Raw genomic sequence first — 22,351 nt, forward strand, 5'->3', positions numbered from 1 at the left:
CCTTCTAGCGGGTGGGACGTGCGAGGTCGTGCAGCCGCGCACCGAGCGCCGCCACGTCCGGACGCCGCGCGGGCTCCGGGTTCAGCGCCGCGTCGACGGCGTCGGCCAGGGCCGCGGGCACGTCGGGCGCCCAGGACCGGACCGGCAGCGGGGCGCGCGGGTCCGGCTGCCTGCCGGTGAGCAGGTGGTAGGCGACCGCGCCGACCTGGTGGACGTCGGTCCGCGGTCCGGGCGCGTGGCCCGCGAGCTGTTCGGGCGCCGGGTACTCGGGCGGCCCGGTGTCGGTGCGGCCGAGGTCGCGCAGCAGCAGCGTGCCGTCGGGGCGGAGCACCAGCCTGGCCGGGGTGAGCGCGCCGTGCGCGACGCGGTGGGCGTGCAGGGCGGCGAGCGTCGCGCACAGTCCCGCCAGCGCGGCGCACACCCGTGCGGTGACACCGGGGTCCCGCACCGGTCCGCCGGGCAGCAGCGCGTCGAGCGGCTCGCACGGCCGGTGCGCGCGGGTGTGCGGCCACGCGGTCACCAGCGTGACGTCGTCGGCGCCCTCGGCGAACTGGAGCACCGCGGGCAACCCGGGCGCCGACAGCCGGCGCAGCAGATCGTGCTCGGCCACCAGTCCCCGCCACGCCCTGCGGGCGAGCGGCGTGGCCTCGCGCAGTTCCACCCGGCGCAACCAGCCGAGTCCTCCCGACCCCGACCGCAGGCAGCGCGCCTGCCGCACGACCGCGCCGCCGTCACCGGTCGACCGGGCGTCCGCCGGGTGCTCGTGCACGAGGTACCGGACGGCGCCGACCTCGACCTCCGGGCCCAACCCGGACGAGGGCCGCGACACCGGTTCGGCGCGCGGCGCGGCGTGGTGGTGGAGGTGGACGTCGCCGTGGATGTCCCGCGCCTGCACCACGGAACCGTCGACGTGGCCGTGCACCGCGTTGGACGTGCCTCGTTGTTCCACTCCACCGCTCACGGCCGTCGGACTTGTCGCTCGGGAGTGCACAGGTTAGCGGCGCGTGATCGACCGCGGACCGCAGAGTTGCGGGCCACCCGGTCCTAAACTGGCCGGATGGGCGAGGGCTACCTGCTGGAGAACGGACGACCGCAGGCCGGCGAGCGGTTCACCGCGCTGGCGGAGCTGCTGGACCCGGTCACCGACCGCCACTTCGACCGCCTGGGCGTCACGACGGGGTGGCGCTGCTGGGAGATCGGCGCGGGCGGCCCGTCGATCCCGGACCGGCTCGCCCTCCGGGTGGGTCCGGAGGGCCGGGTGGTCGCGACCGACCTCGACACCACCTGGTTGACCGCGGCGGGCCCCGGCGTCGAGGTGCTCCGGCACGACATCGCCGTCGACCCGCCGCCTTCCACCGACTTCGACCTCGTCCACGCCCGCCTGGTGTTCACCCACGTGCCCGCCCGGGACGCCGCCCTGCGCACCGCGGTCGGCGCGCTGCGGCCGGGCGGGTGGCTGCTGCTGGAGGACGCCGACCCGGGCCTGCAACCCCTGCTCTGCCCGGACGAGCACGGTCCGGAGCAACGCCTGGCCAACCGGCTCCGCCAGGCCTTCCGCACCCTGCTGACCACCCGCGAGGCGACCCTGACCTACGGCCGCACCCTGCCCCGGCGGCTGCGCGAGGAAGGTCTGACCGACGTGGGCGCCGAGGGCTTCTTCCCCCTCACCCACCCGGCGTCGGCCACCCTGGAGCGGGCCACCGTGGAGCACGTCGCCGACCGGTTGGTCGACGCCGGCCTGGCCACCCGCCAGGACCTCGACCGCCACCTGGCGAACCTGGCCGCGGGCCTGCTCCCCGACCTGACCACCGCGCCGCTGATCTCGGCGTGGGGCCGCCGGCCCGACCAGGCCCGCTGACCGGGGTCAGAAGCGGAACACCGCGTGGGTGGCGGTGTAGAGGGTGCACTCGTCCCGGAACGCCCGGTTCCACCCGACGGACCGGCCCGCGTACGAACCGCTCAGCGTCGCGACCAACCGGCCGTACTCCGGTGCGCACCGGGTCGGGCTCGGCCGCATCCGGTCCAGGTTGCCGCGCACACCCGCGAGGTCGGCGCACGCCTGCTCGCCGCGCGGGTGGTAGTGGCCCTCCGGACCCGCCGGGCACCTCAGTCTGATCGCCCGCGACCAGGTGTGGTCGAAACCGGACAGCGTCAAGGTGTACTCGTTCACCGTCACCGACCCCACCGCCGCCGGTGGCGTGAGCACCGCCGCGCACACCGCGGCGCACAGCGCCGTCAACACCGACCTGACCCGCATCGGACACTCCGTTCACTGATCCACAACCGTCGCCACGAGCTTGCCTCCCCGCCCCGCGCGCAAACCGCCCGAAGCCGCGCACCACCCGGACGAAGCGGATGATCCACCCGACACAGCGAGCGGCCGCTCCGCTCGGTGACGATCGTCCTCAAGCGAGGGTGATCACGGTCGGCCGGTCGCGACGTCCCCGACGGTCGGCACTCCCCCGACCGTTCTCACTCCACAGTGGACGGTCACCGACCGGGGTAGACCGCGCCTCGCGCCCGTGCGTAGTCGGATGTCGCCGGTCGGGGTGGTCCGCGGGCGCCACGACCTGACGTACGTCGACGGCGTCATCCGACGCACGCGGGGCCGCAGGCGTGCTCCCTAGCGTGGCGGGTGCTCGAAAGTGCAACCCACCGAAGAGGACAACATGAGACGTCTGGCGAAACCGGTCGTGGCGGCACTCGCGCTCGCCGCGGTGCTCACGCCGAACCCGGCCGCGCAGGCCGAGCCCGCCGCGACGACCGGTGCCACCTGCAAGGCCGTCGCGGTCTCCGCGCCCGCCGGCGCGAAGGTCGAGTCGGTGGTCGCGGTGCGGCAGGCGGGCGGCACGGTGACGTTCCCGGACACCCCGTTGGGCCCCGGCTCGGTCATCACCGACGTGCCCGCCCACTGCGACCTGACCGTCACCCTGACCCACCCCGGCGCGAACGACCACGTCAAGATCGCCGTCGCGCTGCCGGAAACCGGCTGGACCGGCCGGCTCCAGGCGGTCGGCGGCAGCGCCTACACCGCGGGCGACTTCGGCGCGCCGCTCGTCCAGGCGGTCAAGGACGGCTACGTCGGCGTCACCACCGACGCGGGCGTGCCGCTGACCTTCCTCGACACCTCCTGGGCGCTGAACCCGAACGGTCGGATCAACAAGCCCCTGGTGGCGAACTTCGCCGACCGCTCGGTCCACGAGGCCGCGGTGATCGGCAAGGACGTGGTCCGCGGGCACTACCGGCGCGCGGTGTCCTACTCCTATTGGAACGGCTGCTCGACCGGCGGCCGGCAGGGCTACTCCGAGGCGCAGAACCACCCGGGCGACTTCGATGGCGTGCTGGCCAACGCGCCCGCCGTCGACTGGACCCGGTTCGCGGTCGCCACGCTGTGGCCCCAGGTCGTGATGAACCAGGAGCACGACTTCCCCGCGCCGTGCGTCTACGCCGCGTTCCGGCAGGCCGCGATCGCGGCGTGCGACGCGCAGGACGGCGTGACCGACGGCGTGGTCGACCGGCCCGACGAGTGCGGCTACGACCCCCGCGCGCTCGTGGGCACCACGGTGCCGTGCGAGGGCCGCGAGGTCGTCGTGACCGCCGAGAACGCCGACGTGGTGCGCAAGATCTGGGCCGGGCCCACCGACGAACGCGGTCGGAAGCTGTGGGCCGGGCTGCCCAAGGGCGCGGACTTCACCTGGCTCGCGGGCACCGTGACCGGTCCCGACGGCACCCCGTCCGCGCCGGGCTTCCCGGTCGCGACCGGCTGGGTGAAGACGTTCCTGGTCAAGCAGCCCGACTTCGACACCTCCACCCTCACCTACGCCCGGTTCGCCGAGCTGTTCCGCCAGTCCGTGAGGGAGTTCGACGACGTCATCGGCACGTCCGACCCCGACCTCTCGGCGTTCCGCCGGGCGGGCGGGAAGCTGCTCACCTTCGTGGGCGCGGACGACCAGCTGATCCCGCCCGGCGGCACGCTGGACTACCGGCGCGCCGTGGAACGCGCGATGGGCGGCGGTCGGCGGGTGGACGAGTTCTACCGCCTGTTCCTCGCGCCCGGCGTCGAGCACTGCCGCGGCGGACGCGGCGCGGCGCCGGTGAACCCGTTGGGCGCGCTGGTCTCCTGGGTCGAGCAGGGCCGGGCGCCGGCGACGTTGGCGGCGGCGACCACCGACGGCGCCCGAACCCGTGACCTGTGCGCGTACCCGCGGATCTCGCGGTACACCGGCCACGGCGACCCGGCCGTCGCGTCGAGCTACCGCTGCGCGACCGCCTGACGCCCGCCGGGTGCGCCGGTCGTCCCGGCGCACCCGGCGTGGTACCGACCGAAGTCGCACCACCGCGAGCCGACGGTGCACTGACCGGCCGGATTCGCCGGACTACGGTCGGGACTGCCCCGGTGGAACGCCAGAGGTGGTCGGTGGTGACAGGCACGCGGGGTGACGTGACGCCGGCCCGAGAAGTGGTGGAACTCCTGGGTTCCCGGCACCCGGTGGTCGCCGCCGCCGCGGTCTCCCCGCGCGGCACGACGATCGCGAGCGTCGGCGCGCCCCTCGACGCGGACTACGAGATCGGCTCGACCTCGAAGGGCCTGACGGGCCTGCTCTACGCCGACGCGCCGCGCCGCGGCGAGATCACCCCCACCACCACCCTCGGCGAACGGTTGCCGCTCCAGGGCGTTCCGGCCGCGGAGGTGACCCTGGCGTCGATCAGCACCCACCGCTCGGGCCTGCCGAGCCTGCCCGCCGCGGCCGCACCCGTGCGCCGGAGCCTCGCCCTGTGGCTCACCGGCGCCAACCCGTACGGCGACACGCTCGACCAACTCCTGGCCCAGACCCGCGGCGTCCGCCTCAAGCGCGCCCGTCCCCGCTACTCCAACCTCGGTTTCGAACTCCTCGGCCACGCCCTGGCCGCCGGCACGACGTTCCGCGCCCTGCTCCGCGACCGGATCGCCGATCCCCTCGGCCCGGACGTCTGCTACGCACCGTCCACTCCGGACGAACTGCGCCCCGGCGCGCTGACCGGCACCACCCGGTCGGGCCGCGCCCGCGCGCCGTGGACCGGCGAGGCACTGGCACCGGCGGGCGGCGTCCGCGCGACCATCGGCACCCCGGCCCGCCTGACCGAAGCCCTCCTGGACGGCACGGCACCCGGCGTCGCCGCCCTGGACCCGGTCGCCGACTTCACCGGACGCCTCCTGCGCGTCGGCGCCGCCTGGATGACCCTGGACCACCGCGGCCGTCCCGTCACCTGGCACAACGGCGGCACCGGCGGCTTCCGCACGTGGCTCGGCCTGGACCGGGCCGCGGGCACCGCCGTCGTCCTCCTCTCCGCCACCGCGATCCCGGTGGACCGCCACGGCTTCGCCCTGCTCACCCGCCTGACCGAGGCCCAGCGCCGGTCGTGATACCCGGGTAGCACCCCGCGCCGCGCGCTACGGCCGTAGCACGCCGGGATGGCGCCGCGGCACGACGACCCGAGCACCCGCCTCCGCCTACTTTCCAGCCAGGGCAACGACCACCAGGCTGGAGGCGGACGTGACAGGGGTGTCCACTGTGGGCGCGAGGGTCGGCGGGATGGCGTTCACCGCGTGGCCGGTCGCCCTCATCGCGGTCTTCGGCGTGGTGGCGTCGGTGCTCGACCTGCCGATCGGGATCGACAGCGGTGTCTACCGGTCCGGCGCGCTGGCCGTGCTGCACGGCGAACCGCTGTACGGGGTGCTGACCGCGACGCCGTCCTGGTCGCCGCGGCTGCCGTTCACCTACCCCCCGATCGCGGCCGGGTTCTTCCTGCCCCTGGCCGCGGTGCCGGCGCAGGCGGCGTGGGCCGTGCTCGCCGCGGCGTCGGTGGTGGCCGTGCGCGTCGTGGTGAAGGCGACCTGGAGTGCTTCCGCGGTCCCGTTCCTGGCGGTCTCCACCCTGGAACCGGTGTGGCGGACCATCGGGTTCGGCCAGGTGAACCTCGTGCTGATGGCCGCGGTCGTGCTGGACGTGCTGGTGTCGCGCGGTTCCCGGTACGGCGGCGTGGCCATCGGCGTCGCGGCCGCGATCAAGCTCACGCCGCTGGTCTTCGTCCTGCACCTGCTGATCACCGGACGGCGCCGGGACGCCGGACGCGCCCTGGCCACGTTCGTCGGCCTCCAGGCGCTGGGGCTGGTCCTGCTGCCGGCGGACTCCCTGCGGTACTGGGGATCGGCGCTGCTGGAGGGCAACCACGCGATCGGCAACGGCTGGCTCACCAACCAGTCCGTCTTCGGCGCGGTCCAGCGGCTCAGCGCCGGCGCGGACCGGGCTCCGGTGCTCTCCGCCGTGCTCGCCCTGTGCTGCCTGGTCGTCGGCGCGGTGGCGGCCCGGCTCGCCCACCGGCGCGGCGCGGACCTCGCCGCGCTGCTGATCACCGCGTTCACCGGGTTGCTGGTCAGCCCGATCTCGTGGTCGCACCACTGGGTGTGGGTCGTGCCGCTGGCCGGTCTGCTGGTCCGCGCCCGCCACCGGGTGGCCGCGGTGGCGCTGTGGGTGGTGTTCGCGGGCTGGGTCGCGACCGTGCCGCTCGACGCCGCCTCGTCCGGTTCGGCGGTGCTGGACAACGGGTACGTGCTGGCGGCCGGGCTCGGCGGCGCGATCGCGGCGCTGGGGTACGGTCGTGCCCGGACCAGGTCCGGTGGGCCGCACCCGCTGCCGGATCGGAGCTGACCGTGTTCTTCGGGACAGGCGTCGCGCGGGCGTTCCTCGCGGCGGCGGGCGAGGTGCTGGTGTCCTCGGGCAAGGCCGAGTGGCCCGCCGGGCGCCGCCGGCTGCTCGTGGGCGTGCCGGCCCTCGTGGTCGTGCTCCTGGACATCGCGCTGCCGATCGCGGTCTACGGGTCCACCTCCTGGATCTCCTTGTCCACCTTGGTGTTCACCGCCGCGACCGTGCTGCCGGTGCTCACGGCGGCCGTCCGACCGCTGTGGGCGTGGCGACTGGCCGCGGTACTGCTCGCGGCGCTGCCGTTCGCGCACGGCGAGTACGCCCGGCCGGCGGGCTGGCCCTGGACACCGGGACTGCTCCTGGCCACCGCGGTCGCGCTGCACGCGGTGGCGCGCAACCACGACCGACCGGCCCTCGTCGGCGTCTTCCTGATCACCGCGGGCGTCGTCGCGGCGCACGTCCGGGACGGCGGGAAACCCGCCCTGGCCACCGTCGTCGTGGCCGGGGTGCTCGCCCTCGGCAACGCCGGGCGGTTGCGCCGGCGTGCCGAGGCCGAGCGCGCCGAGCAGCAGCGGTTGCGGGTGGCGGAGCAGGTGCGCGCGGCCACGTTGGAGGAGCGCGCGCTGATCGCCCGCGAGCTGCACGACGTCGTGGCACACCACATGTCCGTGCTGGTGCTGCGCTCGGGTTCGGCGCACTACCGGTTCCCCGACCTGCCCGCCGGGCTGCGGGAGGAGTTCGCCGCGATCCAGGACACCGCGCGGGAGGGGATGACGGAGATGCGCCGGCTGCTGGGCGTGCTGCGCGGCGCCGACGGTCGCGCCGGCACCGCGCCCCAGCCCGGTGTCACCGAGGTGTCCGGGCTGGTGGACCGGTTGCGCGCCGCGGGTGTCGCGGTGTCGTTGCGGCTCGAGGGGAACCTGGACGCCGTGCCGGTCGGGATCGCGCTGTCGGCCTACCGGATCGCGCAGGAGGCGCTGAGCAACGCCGTCCGCCACGCGCCCGGCTCGGCGGTGGACGTGCGGATCGCGGTGGCGGACGACCTGAGCCTGCTGGTGGCCAACGGCGCGGGCGCACCCGGTCCGCCCGGCGATCCCGAGCGGACCGGCCACGGTCTCCTCGGGATGCGCGAACGGGTTTCGGCCCTGGGCGGTGCCATCCGCGTCGGACCCGACGAGCGGGGTGGTTTCATCGTGGCCGTGACGTTGCCGCTGGACGGGGTGTAGCGAGTGGACACGAGCGTGCTGATCGTCGACGACCAGACCATGGTGCGCCAGAGCTTCCACGCCGTGCTCGCCGCGCAACCCGACCTGGTCGTGGTCGGCGAGGCCGGAACCGGCGCGGACGCCGTGACCGCGTGCGCCCGGCTCCGCCCCGACGTGGTGCTCATGGACGTCCGGATGCCCGTGATGGACGGGGTGGAGGCCACCGCCCGGATCCTGGCCGCCGCGGACGCGGGCGACGTGCGGGTGCTGATGCTCACGACGTTCGACGCGGACGAGTACGTCTACGGCGCGCTGCGGGCGGGCGCGAGCGGGTTCCTGCTGAAGGACGCCCCGCTCGAGGACCTGGTCACCGCGGTGCGCGTGGTCGCGGCGGGCAACTCGCTGTTCGCGCCGACCGTGACCCGCCGCCTGATCGCGGAGTTCGCCTCCCGCCGACCGCCCTCGGTGGACACCCGCCGCGCGGACCGCCTCACCCCGCAGGAGCACAAGGTGCTGCGCCTGGTGGCCCGCGGCCTGTCGAACCGCGAGATCGCCGACGCGCTGGTGATCGTGGAGCAGACCGCGAAGACCCACGTCAGCCGCGTGCTCGCCAAACTCGACGTCCGCGACCGCGCCCAGGCCGTGGTGGCCGCCTACGAGATGGGCGTCGTCGTGCCCGGCGAGTGACCGACCTGGGGTTTCACCCGGACGGGTCGATGTCGGCCTCCGCGGCCGGTGGGAGCATGGGTGGCGGACGGCGAGGCGCTCGTGTCGGCGGGGAGTGACGACAGCGGGCTGAGCCGGAACACCGACGCCGCGGGAGACCGCCCGGCGGGTTCACGCGGTCCGACTGGCGGGGGTGCCACGGCGAAGGGGATCCCCGTCGCGGATTCGGGTGGGCGTGCCGGTGCCGTCCGTCGAACCGTCGAAGGGGGAACGATGCGAACAAGGACCAGGATCGCGACCGTGCTGGCGACCACCGCCGCGACCACCGTGCTGATCGCCGGAACGGCCTCCGCCGCTCCACCGTGGCTCACCGACCCGGCCACGTGCACCAACGCGCAAACCGCCGTGCAGCGGACCGTCGGGACCAGGCTCGTCCAGGTCCGCTACGGCACGTGCGGCGGCGCGCAGTACGGCTGGGGCCGGATCCTGAACTACGCCGGACCGGAGCTGATCCGCTTCGAGGTCGACCTGAACGGCGACCGGATCGCGGACGACTTCTCCACCTACACCGCGAGCACCCGCAACTACACCCAGGCCTACCCGACGAGCTCGAGCGCGAACCGCGTGTTCCGGGCCTGCTACGTGGCCGACCCGAACGGCACCTGCACCGCGGACAACTCGACCGCCTGGTGGTGACCCGACCGTCGGCCGGGCGCGGAGCGACCCGCTGCGCGCCCGGCCGACGTCACCGAAAGCAAGCGCATGGACTGCTCCGAACGGGGTACACCGCTGCCGACGAGCCGTACCCGTCCCCGAGGAGCACACGATGCGAGTGCCGCAACCGCGCGGGCCGCTGAGTTCGGCGCTGGTGGAATCCCTGCGCACCGGACAGCGTTTCACGCCACCGCTCTTCGACCACGGGCCTTCGCCCGACGTCGTGCACGACGAGGACCTCCAGCTGAGCCTGTGGGTGTGCTACGAGCTGCACTACCGCGGCTTCGACGACGTCGAGGACTCGTGGGAGTGGTCACCCGCCGTGATCGCCTTCCGCAGCCGGTTGGAGAGCCGATTCCTCACCGGGCTGCGCGCGCTCGCCCCGGTCCGCGAGGTCGCCCCCGCGGCGGTGCCGGACGCGCTGGCCGACCTCGTCGCGGCGGACGACGGGCCGTCCCTGGCCGGCTTCCTCCAGCGCGAGGCGACGCTCGAGCAGTTCCGCGAGTTCGTCGCCCTGCGCTCGGTGTACCACCTCAAGGAGGCCGACCCGCACTCCTGGGCCATCCCCCGGCTCGACGGCCGGGCCAAGGCCGCGCTCGTGGAGATCCAGGCCGACGAGTACGGCGGCGGACGCGTCGAGCGGATGCACTCGGAGCTGTTCCGCGACGTCCTGCGCGCGTTGGACCTGGACGACACCTACGGCGGGTACGTGGACCGGGCGTCGGCGGCGACCCTCGCGGTCACCAACACGATCTCGCTGTTCGGCCTCAACCGGAACCTCACCGGCGCGCTGGTCGGGCACCTGGCCGCGTTCGAGATGACGTCCTCCCTGCCCAACCGCCGCTACGGCGCCGGTGTGCGCCGCCTCGGCGGTGACGCGCGGGCCACCCGCTTCTACGACGAGCACGTGGAGGCCGACGCCGTGCACGAGCAGATCGCCGCGCACGACCTGTGCGGCTCCTACGCGAGAGCCCACCCCGGCGCGGCGGGCGACGTGCTGTTCGGCGCGGCGGCGTGCCTGGCCGTGGAGGCCGAGTTCGGCCGAGAGCTGCTGGACCGGTGGGCGCACGGGAGATCCGCCCTGCACACCACCGCCCTGGGACGGACGGCATGAGCGACCGCCCCACCATCACGTCCTACGAGAACGGTCCGCTGCTGGTGCGCGGCGACGTCGAGCTGCGCACCCACGACGGCGAGGTCATCGAGCCCGGGCGCGGCACCGTCGCGCTGTGCCGGTGCGGCAAGTCCGCCCTGAAGCCGTTCTGCGACGGCACGCACAAGGTCGCCGGCTTCCGCGCCTCGGGTGGCGACCGGGAGCGGTGAGGCCGCGGGTCACTTGTCGCGCGGGTAGAGCTTCTCGACCTCGCCCTTCAGGTTCGCCTGGAGGTACGCGCCGCCGTAGTCGTCGGTCAGGTACACCTTCACCGCCGCGACACCGTCGATGATCCCGGTGTCCACGATCACGTACCGCAGGGTGGGCTTCGACACGCCGAGATCCTTGGTGGCGCGCTCGAACAACGCCGGCAGCGCGTCCCAGTTCACCTCGTTCAGGTCGAGCACGGCGCGGTCGGCGTCCACCCCGTCGGGACCCTGCCGGGTGGCCTTGCCGCCCTTGTACTCGAAGTTGTCGAACCCGTGCGCGACCGCCGCGGTCGGCGCGGTCGCCGTCGCCCGCTCCGGCCACAGGATCAGCTCGGACACCTTGCTGCCGCCCATCACCTGGCTCAGCCCCGCCACCGCCGCGCGGGCGCCGTCGGGGGTGAGCAGGTCGCCCTTCGCCACCGGGACGGCCGTGGTCGTCGGTCCGGTCGTCGGCCCGGTGGTCCGGGCGCCGGTCGCCGGTCCGGTGGCCGCCGTCGTGCCCGCGACCGTGCCCGTGCCCGACCCGGGCTTCGCCGAGTTGTCCGTGCTACCCGACAGCCGCACCACCAGCACGGTGGCCGCGATGACCAGCGCCACCCCGACCAGCGCGCCCACGACCGCGCCCGTCCGGTTGCGCGGTGGCGGCACCGGGATCGGGAACGGCTGCCCGAACGGCTGCGGACCGCTGATCGGGTGGGGCGCCGGCGTCGGCCCGGACGACCACTGCGGGTAACCCTGCTGCGGCAGCGGACCGCTCGGCGGACCCGGCACGGCGAACCCGCCGGGCGTGGGCGGCCCGAGGAACGGCCCGGGGTCGCGCTCGGCCGCCGCGAACATCCGGTCCAGCACCTCGCCGGACGGCCGGGCCGCCGGGTCCCGCTGGAGGGCCGCGGTGAGCGCGGGACCGAGGGCACCCGCCCGGCGCGGTGGCGGCACCTGCTCGGTCATCACGGCGGCGAGGGTCGCCATCGTGGTCGCGCGGCGCATCGGGTGGTTGCCCTCGACGGCCACGTACAGCAGCATCGCGAGCGACCAGAAGTCCGACGCCGTCCGCGTCTCGTCGCCGCCCAGCCGCTCGGGCGCGATGTACTCCGGCGACCCGATGACGTCACCGGTCGCGGTGAGCTGGGTCGAGCCGTGCAGAGCGGCGATGCCGAAGTCGGTGAGCACGGCGCTGCCGTCGGTCCGCAGCAGCACGTTGCCCGGCTTGACGTCGCGGTGCATCACGCCCGCCGCGTGCGCCGACCGCAGCGCCGCGAGCACGTCCCGCCCGACCTTGGCCGCCTCCACCGGGCTGAGCACGCCCTGGTCCAGCCGCGCGTCGAGCGACGTGCCGCGGACCAGCTCCATCACGATCCACGGGTACGGCGAGCCGTCCAGCTCGATGATCTGGTAGATCGACACCACGTTCGGGTGTTGCAACCGCGCGAGCGCCCGGGACTCCCGCAGCACCCGTTCCCGCATCTGCGCGGCCAGCACGGGGTTGCTCTCGACCTGGTCGGCGTCGACCGGGCGGACCTCCTTGATCGCCACCTCGCGGTGCAGCCCCAGGTCGAGGGCGCGCCAGACCGTCCCCATCCCGCCACTGCCCAGCCGCTCCAGCAGCTCGAACCGGCCGTCGAGGATCCGCCCGGTGTGCTCTCGCTCAGACACCGCGCCACGCTAGCAACCGTCCACCCGCGACCGAGGAGCCGGCGGCACCTCGTTCGCACTGGTAAACGGGCAGCGGGACGACGCCACGCCGGAGGTGACGTTCCGGGTACGGCCGACCACCGTTAGTAGGTTCTGGGCACTGGGTGCGGTGCTCCATACTCGCGTTCGGCGCGGCGGCCTCCGTCACCCTGCCTCGGCCGCCGGCTCGTCTGGAGGTCCTTCGATGAAGGCACGGATAGCTCTCGTCACCGCGGCGGTGCTGCTCGCCGCGGGCCACTCGGCAACCGCCCAACCGTCGACAACCACCCGACCGGACGCCACGCCGTACTACTGGCTGGTGCCGGGCGCGACCGAGCACACCCTGCAAGCCGCCGGTTTCGACGCCGACCACGGCGCGGACGGCGTCGCCCAGGTCGTCGGCGACGCCCGCGTGGCCGCCCGCCTGGTGGCCCTCGGCTACCACCCGCGGCAGTCGGACCCGGTGTACAAGCCGGTGCCGACGAGCCGGACCGGTGACGTGGGCACCCAGTCGTTCTACGGCGGCTACCACACGGCGGCCGAGCACGAGAAGCACCTGACGGACGTGGCGGCGGCGTACCCGGCGCTGACCCAGGTCTACGACGTCGGCGACAGCTGGCGCAAGACGACCGGTGCCGGTGGCCACGACCTGAAAGCCATCTGCATCACCAAGAAGCAGGCGGGCGACTGCGCGCTGAACCCCGGTTCGACCAAACCCCGGTTCGCCGTGATCGCCCAGATCCACGCCCGCGAGCTGTCCACCGGCGAGCTGGCGTGGCGGTGGATCGACCACGTCACCAAGGGGTACGGCACCGACGCGGAGGTGACGTCCATCCTGGACACGACGGAGCTGTGGGTGGTGCCGATCGCCAACCCCGACGGCGTCGACATCGTCGCGTCGGGCGGCAACCAGCCGTTGCTGCACCGCAAGAACGCGAACAACACGGGCGCGACCTGCTCGGCACCGAACTACGGCGTGGACCTGAACCGCAACTCCACCTTCAAGTGGGGCGCCGCCGGAACGTCCCGCTGCGGCGAGACCTACCAGGGCACGTCGGCGGGCTCGGAACCGGAGACCAGGGCCCTGGAGGCCCTGTTCAAGCAGCTGTTCCCGGACCAGCGCGGCCCCGCCGACACCGACCCCGCGCCGGTCACCACGAAGGGCGTGATGGTCACCGTCCACAGCCACGGCAACCTGATCATGCCGCCGTGGGGTTGGACGTGGAACGCGAACCCGAACGCCGCCGGACTCGCCGCCCTGGGCCGCAGGATGGCCGCGTTCAACGGCTACACGGTGAAGGCCGAGGGCGACACGACGGGCACCACCGACGACTTCACCTACGGCAACCTGGGAATCGCCAGCTACACCTTCGAGGTAGGCGCCGCCACCGGCACCTGCGGCGGCTTCTTCCCGCAGTACTCGTGCGTGGACAGCCTGTTCTGGCCGAAGAACAAGGGCGCCTTCCTGACCGCCGCGAAGGCGGCCAAGGCCCCCTACGCGAACTGACCCGTCCTCCGCTCCGCGCCGCTCACCCGGCGGCGCGGAGCGCGGACACCAGCCCACCCGCCTCCCAGGACCGGGCACCCGGGCGCCCGAACAACTCCGCCACCCACCGGGCCACCGCCGCGGGCCTGGCCACCGCCAACCCCTCGAGCCGCGCCACGACGAGATCCACCCCACCGTCGGACTCGACCACCGCCGACCAGCCGCGAACCTCGTCCCACAGCAACGCGACATCGCGATCCGGAAACCCGTCCAACCGCCCGTCCAACGCCAGGTACAACCCGACCGGGTCCTCCCCGTGCACGCACCAGCAGTCCCCACCGAGCCCCAACGCCGAGGTGACCGACCGCGCGTACCGCCACAGCGCCCGCGTCATCGTGTCGTCGAAATCGAACTCCACCAACCTCGCCGCCTTCACCCTCGTGCCCCCGCGCCGACTGCTTGACGCACCGCACGAGTACCCGAAATCACCGGCGCCAACCGCACGGCACCCCGCGGTGGCGGGGTCGGGCCGGTCACACGGGCAGCAGCACGACCCGGGGTTTGCCCTTCGCCGAGTGGCCGATCGCGGCGGCCAGGGTGTGGCCGTCGGCGCTCAGGGAGAGGTGGGCCGGTTCGTCGGCTTCGGTCAGGTGGGCGGTCACCGTGCGGGTCGCGGTGTCGATCACGGTGATGCGGGACGGGCCGTCGGGTGGGGTGTCGGAGGTGAACAGGCGGCCGTCCGGGTGTGCGGTGAGCGACGTGGGGATCGCGCCGAGAGGGAGTTCCGCCGTGGTCCGGTCCGTCCTCGGGTCGATGAACTGGACCACGTCGCGGCCCGGCGCGGCGTAGAAGAGGGTGGTGCCCGGGTGGTCGAACGTGGAGGTCGCGCGGGTGTGGTTCGAGTCGCGGGTGAACGTTCCCCTGGTCACCGGCGGTGAGGTCGACGGGTCTACGTGGACTGTGCCGCCGCCCGCCTCCACATACACGTCGCGGCCGGTGGGGCTCGCGGTGATCGGGCCCACCTCGTAGCCGTAGCGGACCGTGTCCAGTTCCAGGTCGCGGGCGGCGGTGGGGGTGGCGATCGGGAGGACGATCAGCCGGCCGGGGCGCCAGAACTTCACCATCCACGGGCCGCCCTGGGTGAGGTAGAGGGTGGTGCCGTCGGCCGAGACCGCGACGTTCTCGTACCACCCGCTGTTCCACCCGTGGTCGGCTCCCCGCTGCTTCGGGATCGGCAGGGTGGCCAGCCGGGTCAGCGTGGCGGTGTCGAACACCAGGACCGACGAGTCGGTGTTCCAGCCGGCGAGCGCGTAGAGCCGGTCGCCCGAGGGGCTCAGGGCGAAGTCGACCAACGGGTAGGCGCCCGTCGGGATGGTGTCCACCCGCTGCCGGGTGGCGACGTCGTAGACGCCGATCTCGTACGACTGGTCGCGGGACACGAACACCCGGCTGCCGGTCCGGTCGACCGCGGCCTGGACGAAGTCGGTGCCGATCTCGATCGTTGCGGGCGCGGCGTTCGCGATCGGTGCGGACAGCAGGGGCAGCACCAGGGCGAGCGCCGCCGTGACCAGACGACGCATGACGCGGGTCCTCTCAGGCGGGCCGGAGACGCGCACCCACGGTAGTAGTGGGGCCGACGACCCGGATACCGCCCGCCGGAGTAGGGCCCGGTGGTCCGACGAACCCACGCCGCCGGACGTGCGGGGCCTGGCGGGCGGGTCACTGCGCGGCGAACGTGCTCGAGTCCGGCGTGGCACCGCTCGGCGGTTTGGGTGACCCGCTGACCCGGTGCGGCCCGTGGGGGATCGATTTCCGGTGCCACGACTCCGCCCGGACGACCGACCCGGGTTCCCCCGGATGCCACGATGGGACCACGCAATGGGGCGGTTGTGGGGGGCTGATGAAAGAAAAGACCTCGGGGCGGGCCGCGCTGGTGTTGGCGGTGGGCATCGTCGCGCTGGAGTTCGCCGCCGCCGTGACGAGTTTCGTGGCCTCGACGTTGTTGCCGGTGGTGACAGCGGACCTCGACGCGCGCGACCAGTTGGCGCTGCTCGTGGCCGGGTCCACGCTGGGCTTGTTCGTGGCGCTCCCGCTCGCGGGTCGGACGTTGCGCGTGCTGGGGCCCGCGCGGATGTTGGGCGCCTGCGTGGTGGTCTACGTCGGCAGCCTGGTGGTCACGGCCACCGCCGCGCACGCCTGGGTGTTCGCGCTCGGGCAGTTCGTCGGCGGCCTGGCCAGTGGGCTGCTCGCGGTGTTCGGGGTGGGTTCGGCGATCCGGCACCTCGCCGAGCCCCTGCGGGTCAAGGTGGTCGCCGCGTCGTCGGCGATGTGGATCCTGCCCGCGATGGTCGGCCCCGCCGCGACGCTCGGGCTGGAGCACCTCGTCGGCTGGCGCTGGACGCTGCTGGTGCCGCTGCCGTTCGTGCTGCTCGGACGGGTGCTCGTGGTCCGCGCCACCCGCGGCGACCGACCACGCCCGGCCGCCCGTCCCCTGGGCCGCACGATGTTGGCACCGCTCGGGGTCGCCGGGATCGTGTTGGGCGCGCGGTGGTGGCCGGTCGCGGCCGTCGGCGCGGTCGTGGCGGCGGTCGGCATCGGCGCGATCATGCCCCGGGGCACCGCCACCCTCACCCGCGGCACGCCGGCGGCGCTGGCCGCGATGACCCTGTTCGGCGTCGGGTACTTCGGCGCCGACAGCCTCGTCACCGTCCTGCTCACCGACACCTACCGCGCCACGCTCGGACACGCCGTCGTCGTGCTCAGCGCGGCGCCCCTGGCGTGGTCGCTGACCAGCCTCGCCGTCGCGCGTTTCGTGCGCGGCCGGGCGAAGCGCCTCCTCCCGGTGATCGGCCTGACCCTCGCCGCCGCCGGGGTGCTGGCCGCGGCCGTCGGCGCGCCGTCCTTCACCGTCGCCCTGGTCGGCTGGACGACGACCGGCGTCGGCGTCGGCCTCGCCTACCCGGCCCTCTACATCCTGTCCACGACACCGGGCCCCGGTGAGCTCGACGCGACCGACCTGGCCGCCGCGGTCATCACCGCCGAGGCCTTCGGCGGCCTGCTGGGCCGCGCGGCGGGCGGCGCGATCAGCTCGGCGTCCGCGGACCTCGGCGTCACCTACCTCCTGTTCGCCGCCGCGCTCGGACTCGCCGCGGTCGCCGCGACCCGGGCCGCGCGGGACCGGGTGGCGTAGCCGCGCACGACCTCCGCGGCGCGCGGTCGACAGGCAGGCGCACCACGTCCGGAACCGGGGCGGAACGTCCGGTGTGGACGACGACCCCCGGCCCGAACGCGGGCGACGTCCGGTTTGGGAACGGTGCGCGCGGGCACCCCGTGGTGGTATCAGCGGCCGCCCCGGACCCCGGCGACGCGGGACTTCCCGGGGGTGTGCGTGCCTGTGCTCCTCGTGGCGTTCCCGCGGCACCGACCACCCGCGCCGCACGCCAGGTCGAGGAGACCCCATGACCAACCCCGTCGGCACCGCGCCCGGGCAGACCACCCCGACCGCGCCCACCGACACCGCGAACCCGCCGCGCGGCAGCGATTTCGCCCGCCTGACCAGAGAGGTCAGGGCAGCCGGGCTGCTGGGCCGCAGGCGCGGCTACTACCTGGCGCGGATGACCGTGAACGCCCTGCTGCTCGTGGCCGTCGCGCTCGCGTTCGCGGCGCTGGGCGACTCCTGGTGGCAGGTGGTCACGGCGGTGGCGCTGGCCGTGGTGTCGACGCAGTTGGCGTTCATCGGGCACGACGCCGGGCACCGGCAGATCTTCCGCAGCCACCGCCACAACGACCTCGTCGGGCACCTGCACGGCGGCCTCACCGGCATCAGCTACCAGTGGTGGGTGGCCAAGCACAACCGCCACCACGCGAACCCCAACCACGAGGACGACGACCCCGACATCGAGATCCACGCCCTCGCCTTCAGCCGCGCCCAGGCGGGCGACAAGCGGGGTGTGTACCGGTGGATCACGAAGTACCAGGCGTTCCTGTTCTTCCCGCTGCTGCTGGCCGAAGCCGTCGTGCTGCGGTTGTCCGGTCTGCACGCCCTGCGGCACGGCGAACTCCGGCACCCCCGGCTCGAAGCCGCGCTCCAAGTCCTGCCCGCGCTCGGCTACCTCGCCGCCGTGTTCCTCGTGCTGTCACCGGTGAAGGCGGTCGTGTTCATCGCGGTGCACCAGGGTCTGATGGGCGTCTACCTCGGCTGCTCGTTCGCACCCAACCACAAGGGGATGCCGATCGTCGCCCGGGGCCGGCGGCTGGACCACCTGCGCAAGCAGGTCCTCACCTCGCGCAACGTCACCGGCGGGTGGTGGGTCGACGCCCTGCTGGGCGGGCTCAACCACCAGGTCGAGCACCACCTGTTCCCGCACATGCCCCGCCCCAACCTCCGCCGCTGTCAGCCGATCGTGGAGGACTTCTGCGCCCGCAACGACATCCCGTACAGCAAGACCGGTCTGCGCTCCTCCTACGCCCGGGTGCTGCGCCACCTGCACGACGCGGGCGCGCCACTGCGCCGGGGAGCACCGACCGCCGCGACGCCGAGGACGTGACCTCGGCGAGCCGGCACGCTGGACGGGTCCCGACCCGCCGAGGACAGGAGACACGCCCCGTGCAGCCGACACCACGACCGCCGGAGCGGACGGCGCACGACCGGGAGCACCGCGTGTCCCGCGCGTTCGTCGACCTCGCCGACACCCTGGTGGCGGACTTCGACATCGCCGACTTCCTGCACGTGCTCGTCCGGCGGTGCGCCGACCTGCTCGGCGTGTCCGCGGTGGGGGTGGTCCTGGTCGACGTGGACGGTCGCCTCCGGGTGGCGGCGACGTCGTCGCAAGGCGCCGAACCGCTGGAGCTGTTCGCGGTGCGCACCGACGACGGCCCGTGCGTCGAGTGCGTGCGCGGCGGGGCGCCGGTGTCCTGCGCCGACCTGGGAACCGAGGCCCGCCGCTGGCCGCGGTTCACCGCCGCCGCGCACGAGTGCGGGTTCCGGTCCGCCCACGCGCTGCCGATGCGGCTCCGCGAGCAGGTCGTGGGCGCGCTGACGCTGCTGGGCGTCGACCGGGGCGCACCGGACCCGTTCGACCTCGAACTGGGGCAGGCGCTGGCCGACATCGCCACGATCGGGATCGTCCAGCAGCGCGCCATCGAGCGCGGCGGCCGGCTCACCGGTCAGCTCCAGGCCGCGCTGACCAGCCGGGTGGTGATCGAGCAGGCGAAGGGCGTCCTCGCCGAACGCGGTGCCGTCACGATCGACGAGGCGTTCACCAGGATGCGCGACTACGCCCGCGCGCACCACCTCCGGGTGACCGACGTGGCCACCGCCGTCACCGACGGCACCGCGGACCTCCCCGCGATCCTGGGCCACCGCCCGGTCGGGCGGTACCTCGGCGGCGAACCCCGAGGAGGCACGCCGTGAACGACACCCGCGAGGTCGCCCACCTCCCCGCGCGCCACCCCGTCGACTCACTCGGACGGGTGGCGCACGGCGGTCCGGCAGGCGGTGGCGGACACCGGTTTCGCACACCTGGTGTAGGCGGTCCCGGCACGGGTAGTCGGCGGACGAGCCGAGGAGGTCCGATGGACTCGAAGAAGCCCACCGACGTCGTGACGCACGCGCCGGGCGCGCCCGCCGCCGAACCGCCGAGCCTGGCGCAACCGACCGAGCCGCGCGAGCCGTTGCCGCCCCAGGCGGATCAGGCCGCGCCGGAGACCCGGTCACCCACCGGCGCGCCGACCGGTGCCGCGACCGCGACGAACGCTCAGCAGGGCGCTTTCCTGACCACCTCGCAGGGTGTGCGGTTGCACGACACCGACCACTCGCTCAAGGCCGGTGAGCGCGGCCCGACGCTGCTGCAAGACCACCACCTGCGCGAGAAGATCATGCACTTCGACCACGAGCGCATCCCGGAGCGCGTGGTCCACGCCCGGGGCGCGGGGGCGCACGGCACGTTCGTCGGCTACGGCAGCGCGTCGCGGGTGTGCAAGGCCGGATTCCTGCGCGAGGGCGTGACCACGCCGGTGTTCGTGCGGTTCTCGACCGTGCTGGGCTCGCGCGGCTCGGCCGACGCGGTGCGCGACACGCGGGGGTTCGCCACCAAGTTCTACACCGACGAGGGCACGTTCGACCTGGTGGGCAACAACATCCCGGTGTTCTTCATCCAGGACGGCATCAAGTTCCCCGACGTGATCCACGCCGGCAAACCGCACCCCGACCGGGAGATCCCCCAGGCGCAGAGCGCGCACGACACGTTCTGGGACTTCGTGTCCCTGCACACCGAGGCCACCCACCACGTGCTGTGGAACATGTCCGACCGCGGCGTCCCGCGCTCCTACCGCACCATGGAGGGCTTCGGCGTCCACACCTTCCGGCTCGTCAACGAGGCCGGCGAGACCTCGCTGGTGAAGTTCCACTGGAAGCCCAGGCTCGGCGTGCACTCCCTGCTGTGGGAGGAAGCCCAGCTGGTCAACGGCTTCGACCCCGACTTCCACCGCCGCGACCTCCACGACGCCATCGAGTCCGGCGCCTTCCCGCAGTGGGAACTCGGCCTCCAGGTCTTCCCGGACACTCCCGAGCAGACCTTCGACGGCATCGACCTGCTCGACGCCACCAAGATCGTCCCCGAGGAGCTCTCCCCCGTGCACCCCGTGGGGCTGCTCACTCTCGACCACAATCCCACCGACTACTTCGCCGAGGTCGAACAGGTCGCCTTCCACGTGGGCCACCTCGTGCCCGGCGTCGACGTCACCGACGACCCGCTGCTGCACGCCCGGCTGTTCTCCTACCTCGACACGCAGCTCACCCGACTGGGCGGGCCGAACTTCGGCCAGATCCCGATCAACCGCCCCCACGCACCGGTCAACGACCTGCTCCGCGACGGGCTCCACCAACACGCCGTCCACAGTGGAGTCGCGCCCTACAAGCCCAACTCCCTCGACGGCGGCTGCCCGTTCCACGCCGGAGCCGACCAGGCGTTCATCGAGGTACCGCAACGGATTGCCGAGGCCACGAAGGTCCGCCGGGCCGCCGCGTCGTTCGACGACCACTTCACCCAACCCCGGTTGTTCTTCCACAGCCTCAGCCCGCTCGAACAGCGGCACCTGGTCGAAGCCGTCACCTTCGAGCTCGCCAAGTGCCACGAACAGGCCGTCAAGGAACGCACCCTGCTCCGACTGTCCGCGGTGGACGCCCGGCTGTGCGCCGAGGTCGCGGCGGGCCTGGGGCTGCCGGCACCGGAGTCGCCCGACCTGCCCGAGGTCGAACCGAGCCCCGCGCTGTCCCAGCTGGGCCGGACGTGGCCGGTGGACGGCCGCGTCGTCGGCATCGTGGTGGACGCCGACGACGAGGACGGCCTGGCCGACGTCCGCACCGCGCGCCTGGCCCTCCAGGCCGCCGGCGTGACCCCGCTGGTCATCGCCTCGCGCGGCGGCGACCTCGCCGACGGACTGGTCGCCCAACGCACCTTCGCCACCGCCCGCTCGGTCGAGTTCGACGCGCTCCTCCTCGCCGCCACTCCCCCACCCGCACCGGACGCCCCGCCGACGCGGACCGGTTCGCCCACCGACCCCAGGGTGGCGCTCCTGGTGGAGGAGACCTACCGGCACGCCAAGGCGATCGGCGCGTGGGGCACCGGCACGACCGCGGCCGGCACCGGCCCGGGCGTGGTCGTCGGCGACACCCCCGGCGACGTCGTGGACGAGGTGGTGGCACTGCTGGCCGAGCACCGGGTGTGGGCGAGGCTCACGGCCGTGCGTCCCTGACCCCGGGGCGCCGGCCGCGAGGCCCGCGTCAGTTCTTCCCGAACAACAGCTTCCACGGCATCCAGGCGGACTCGAGTTGGACCGCCAGGCTCATCTTGGAGGTGCCCTCGGCGCGTTCCTCGAACCGGATCGGGACTTCCGCGACGCGCAGGCCCCGGCGCACCACGCGGTGGTTCAGCTCGACCTGGAAGGCGTACCCGTTGCTGCGAACCGACGCGACGTCGATCTGCCGGAGAGTGGTGGCGCGCCACGCTTTGAAGCCGGCCGTGGCGTCCTTCACGTGGAGTCGCAGGACCGCGTTCACGTAGGTGTTCGCCCACAGCGACAGCGCTTTGCGGTGCCACTTCCACTCGCCGGAGACCGAACCTCCCGGCACGTAACGGGAACCGATGACCACCGCCGCGTCCGAGGTGCGCAGGACCTCGAGCATGGCCGGGATCGCGCTCGTCGGGTGGGAGAGGTCGGCGTCCATCTGGATCACCGTGTCGGCGCCTTCCGCGAGGGCACGGAGGATGCCCGCCACGTAGGCGCGGCCCAGGCCGTCCTTCTCCGTGCGGTGCAGCACGGAGAGCGGGATCCGGGCCTCGACGGCGAGCTTGTCCGCCACCTCACCCGTGCCGTCGGGCGAGTTGTCGTCCACCACCAGGACGTGCAGGTCGGGCAGTCCGAGATCGGCGAGCAGGTCGACCAGCACGGGCAGGTTCTCCCGCTCGTCGTAGGTCGGCACGACCACCGTGACCTTGCCTGGCACCGGTTCCATCGTCGTCCTCGAGGGTTGCGCGGAATCCTGCTTCGGTGCCGAGACCGTA

The 22,351-nt window shown here is 73.7% G+C and carries 20 protein-coding genes; 14 read left to right on the forward strand and 6 right to left on the reverse strand.

Features of this window, described 5'->3' with window-relative positions; genetic code table 11:
- Positions 1–4 precede the first annotated feature (4 nt).
- Entirely contained in the window at positions 5–949 is a 945-nt protein-coding gene (locus AB0G50_RS24785; protein WP_360112667.1) for a hypothetical protein, read from the reverse strand.
- Positions 950–1,057: 108 nt separating this feature from the next.
- Between AB0G50_RS24785 and AB0G50_RS24790 the strand changes: the two genes are divergently transcribed.
- Positions 1,058–1,858 carry a methyltransferase domain-containing protein gene (locus tag AB0G50_RS24790; RefSeq protein WP_360112669.1) on the forward strand — a complete coding sequence of 267 codons (801 nt, stop codon included), beginning with the start codon at positions 1,058–1,060 and terminating at the stop codon, positions 1,856–1,858.
- Positions 1,859–1,864: 6 nt separating this feature from the next.
- On the opposite strand, the gene AB0G50_RS24795 is transcribed toward AB0G50_RS24790, so the two are convergent.
- Positions 1,865–2,257 (reverse strand): SSI family serine proteinase inhibitor, encoded by a 393-nt coding sequence (locus AB0G50_RS24795; RefSeq protein ID WP_360112671.1) that lies wholly within the window; start codon positions 2,255–2,257, stop codon positions 1,865–1,867.
- Positions 2,258–2,669: 412 nt separating this feature from the next.
- Here AB0G50_RS24795 and AB0G50_RS24800 point away from each other — a divergent pair, with 412 nt between their 5' ends.
- The 8 genes from AB0G50_RS24800 (at position 2,670) to AB0G50_RS24835 (ending at position 10,591) form a co-directional block, all read left to right on the forward strand.
- Entirely contained in the window at positions 2,670–4,274 is a 1,605-nt protein-coding gene (locus tag AB0G50_RS24800; RefSeq protein WP_360112673.1) for a tannase/feruloyl esterase family alpha/beta hydrolase, read from the forward strand.
- A 146-nt stretch (positions 4,275–4,420) separates the two neighbouring features.
- Complete coding sequence (locus tag AB0G50_RS24805) at positions 4,421–5,404, forward strand: serine hydrolase domain-containing protein (RefSeq protein WP_360112675.1); 984 nt, start codon at positions 4,421–4,423, stop codon at positions 5,402–5,404.
- Between the two features lie 148 nt (positions 5,405–5,552).
- Positions 5,553–6,689 (forward strand): glycosyltransferase 87 family protein, encoded by a 1,137-nt coding sequence (locus tag AB0G50_RS24810; RefSeq protein ID WP_360112677.1) that lies wholly within the window; start codon positions 5,553–5,555, stop codon positions 6,687–6,689.
- A 2-nt stretch (positions 6,690–6,691) separates the two neighbouring features.
- On the forward strand, positions 6,692–7,909 hold the full coding sequence (locus AB0G50_RS24815; RefSeq protein ID WP_360112679.1) for a histidine kinase: 1,218 nt from the start codon (positions 6,692–6,694) through the stop codon (positions 7,907–7,909).
- 3 nt (positions 7,910–7,912) lie between these two features.
- Entirely contained in the window at positions 7,913–8,575 is a 663-nt protein-coding gene (locus AB0G50_RS24820) for a response regulator transcription factor (RefSeq protein WP_360112681.1), read from the forward strand.
- A gap of 252 nt (positions 8,576–8,827) precedes the next feature.
- Positions 8,828–9,250, forward strand: coding sequence for a hypothetical protein (locus tag AB0G50_RS24825; RefSeq protein WP_360112683.1), 423 nt, complete (start codon positions 8,828–8,830; stop codon positions 9,248–9,250).
- A 130-nt stretch (positions 9,251–9,380) separates the two neighbouring features.
- Complete coding sequence (locus AB0G50_RS24830; RefSeq protein ID WP_360112685.1) at positions 9,381–10,382, forward strand: iron-containing redox enzyme family protein; 1,002 nt, start codon at positions 9,381–9,383, stop codon at positions 10,380–10,382.
- Positions 10,379–10,591: a CDGSH iron-sulfur domain-containing protein gene (locus AB0G50_RS24835; protein ID WP_360112687.1), complete on the forward strand. Its 213-nt coding sequence runs from the start codon at positions 10,379–10,381 to the stop codon at positions 10,589–10,591. Before AB0G50_RS24830 ends, AB0G50_RS24835 begins: the two co-directional genes overlap by 4 nt.
- Positions 10,592–10,600: 9 nt before the next feature.
- On the opposite strand, the gene AB0G50_RS24840 is transcribed toward AB0G50_RS24835, so the two are convergent.
- The gene (locus AB0G50_RS24840) at positions 10,601–12,283 is read right to left on the reverse strand and encodes a protein kinase (protein WP_360112689.1); all 1,683 of its coding nucleotides are present in this window, start codon (positions 12,281–12,283) and stop codon (positions 10,601–10,603) included.
- A gap of 223 nt (positions 12,284–12,506) precedes the next feature.
- On the opposite strand from AB0G50_RS24840, the gene AB0G50_RS24845 reads away from it, so the two are divergent.
- A complete protein-coding gene (locus tag AB0G50_RS24845; protein ID WP_360112691.1) occupies positions 12,507–13,808 on the forward strand; it encodes a M14 family zinc carboxypeptidase in 1,302 nt (433 codons plus the stop codon).
- 22 nt (positions 13,809–13,830) lie between these two features.
- Here the strand turns inward: AB0G50_RS24845 and AB0G50_RS24850 are convergent, their stop codons facing one another.
- Positions 13,831–14,205 carry a DUF6292 family protein gene (locus AB0G50_RS24850; protein WP_360112743.1) on the reverse strand — a complete coding sequence of 125 codons (375 nt, stop codon included), beginning with the start codon at positions 14,203–14,205 and terminating at the stop codon, positions 13,831–13,833.
- Positions 14,206–14,320: 115 nt separating this feature from the next.
- Complete coding sequence (locus AB0G50_RS24855) at positions 14,321–15,367, reverse strand: hypothetical protein (RefSeq protein WP_360112693.1); 1,047 nt, start codon at positions 15,365–15,367, stop codon at positions 14,321–14,323.
- 320 nt (positions 15,368–15,687) lie between these two features.
- Here AB0G50_RS24855 and AB0G50_RS24860 point away from each other — a divergent pair, with 320 nt between their 5' ends.
- The 4 genes from AB0G50_RS24860 to AB0G50_RS24875 all read left to right on the forward strand — a co-directional run bounded on the left by AB0G50_RS24860 (position 15,688) and on the right by AB0G50_RS24875 (position 21,542).
- Positions 15,688–16,977 (forward strand): MFS transporter, encoded by a 1,290-nt coding sequence (locus tag AB0G50_RS24860; protein WP_360112695.1) that lies wholly within the window; start codon positions 15,688–15,690, stop codon positions 16,975–16,977.
- 268 nt (positions 16,978–17,245) lie between these two features.
- A complete protein-coding gene (locus AB0G50_RS24865; protein ID WP_360112697.1) occupies positions 17,246–18,334 on the forward strand; it encodes an acyl-CoA desaturase in 1,089 nt (362 codons plus the stop codon).
- A 59-nt stretch (positions 18,335–18,393) separates the two neighbouring features.
- Positions 18,394–19,200 carry a GAF and ANTAR domain-containing protein gene (locus AB0G50_RS24870; protein ID WP_360112699.1) on the forward strand — a complete coding sequence of 269 codons (807 nt, stop codon included), beginning with the start codon at positions 18,394–18,396 and terminating at the stop codon, positions 19,198–19,200.
- 161 nt (positions 19,201–19,361) lie between these two features.
- Positions 19,362–21,542, forward strand: coding sequence for a catalase (locus AB0G50_RS24875; RefSeq protein ID WP_360112701.1), 2,181 nt, complete (start codon positions 19,362–19,364; stop codon positions 21,540–21,542).
- Between the two features lie 28 nt (positions 21,543–21,570).
- On the opposite strand, the gene AB0G50_RS24880 is transcribed toward AB0G50_RS24875, so the two are convergent.
- On the reverse strand, positions 21,571–22,302 hold the full coding sequence (locus AB0G50_RS24880; RefSeq protein ID WP_360112703.1) for a polyprenol monophosphomannose synthase: 732 nt from the start codon (positions 22,300–22,302) through the stop codon (positions 21,571–21,573).
- Positions 22,303–22,351: the final 49 nt, after the last annotated feature.

It is taken from the genome of Actinosynnema sp. NPDC020468 (genome assembly GCF_040642015.1).
Taxonomy (GTDB): domain Bacteria; phylum Actinomycetota; class Actinomycetes; order Mycobacteriales; family Pseudonocardiaceae; genus Actinosynnema.

Excerpts from the sequence above, each read along its gene's own strand:
- AB0G50_RS24790 (WP_360112669.1), top strand. The coding sequence starts at position 1,058 with ATGGGCGAGGGCTACCTGCTGGAGAACGGACGACCGCAGGCCGGCGAG.
- AB0G50_RS24795 (WP_360112671.1), bottom strand. The coding sequence starts at position 2,257 with ATGCGGGTCAGGTCGGTGTTGACGGCGCTGTGCGCCGCGGTGTGCGCG.
- AB0G50_RS24800 (WP_360112673.1), top strand. The coding sequence starts at position 2,670 with ATGAGACGTCTGGCGAAACCGGTCGTGGCGGCACTCGCGCTCGCCGCG.
- AB0G50_RS24825 (WP_360112683.1), top strand. The coding sequence starts at position 8,828 with ATGCGAACAAGGACCAGGATCGCGACCGTGCTGGCGACCACCGCCGCG.
- AB0G50_RS24830 (WP_360112685.1), top strand. The coding sequence starts at position 9,381 with ATGCGAGTGCCGCAACCGCGCGGGCCGCTGAGTTCGGCGCTGGTGGAA.
- AB0G50_RS24835 (WP_360112687.1), top strand. The coding sequence starts at position 10,379 with ATGAGCGACCGCCCCACCATCACGTCCTACGAGAACGGTCCGCTGCTG.
- AB0G50_RS24845 (WP_360112691.1), top strand. The coding sequence starts at position 12,507 with ATGAAGGCACGGATAGCTCTCGTCACCGCGGCGGTGCTGCTCGCCGCG.
- AB0G50_RS24855 (WP_360112693.1), bottom strand. The coding sequence starts at position 15,367 with ATGCGTCGTCTGGTCACGGCGGCGCTCGCCCTGGTGCTGCCCCTGCTG.
- AB0G50_RS24860 (WP_360112695.1), top strand. The coding sequence starts at position 15,688 with ATGAAAGAAAAGACCTCGGGGCGGGCCGCGCTGGTGTTGGCGGTGGGC.
- AB0G50_RS24865 (WP_360112697.1), top strand. The coding sequence starts at position 17,246 with ATGACCAACCCCGTCGGCACCGCGCCCGGGCAGACCACCCCGACCGCG.
- AB0G50_RS24875 (WP_360112701.1), top strand. The coding sequence starts at position 19,362 with ATGGACTCGAAGAAGCCCACCGACGTCGTGACGCACGCGCCGGGCGCG.
- AB0G50_RS24880 (WP_360112703.1), bottom strand. The coding sequence starts at position 22,302 with ATGGAACCGGTGCCAGGCAAGGTCACGGTGGTCGTGCCGACCTACGAC.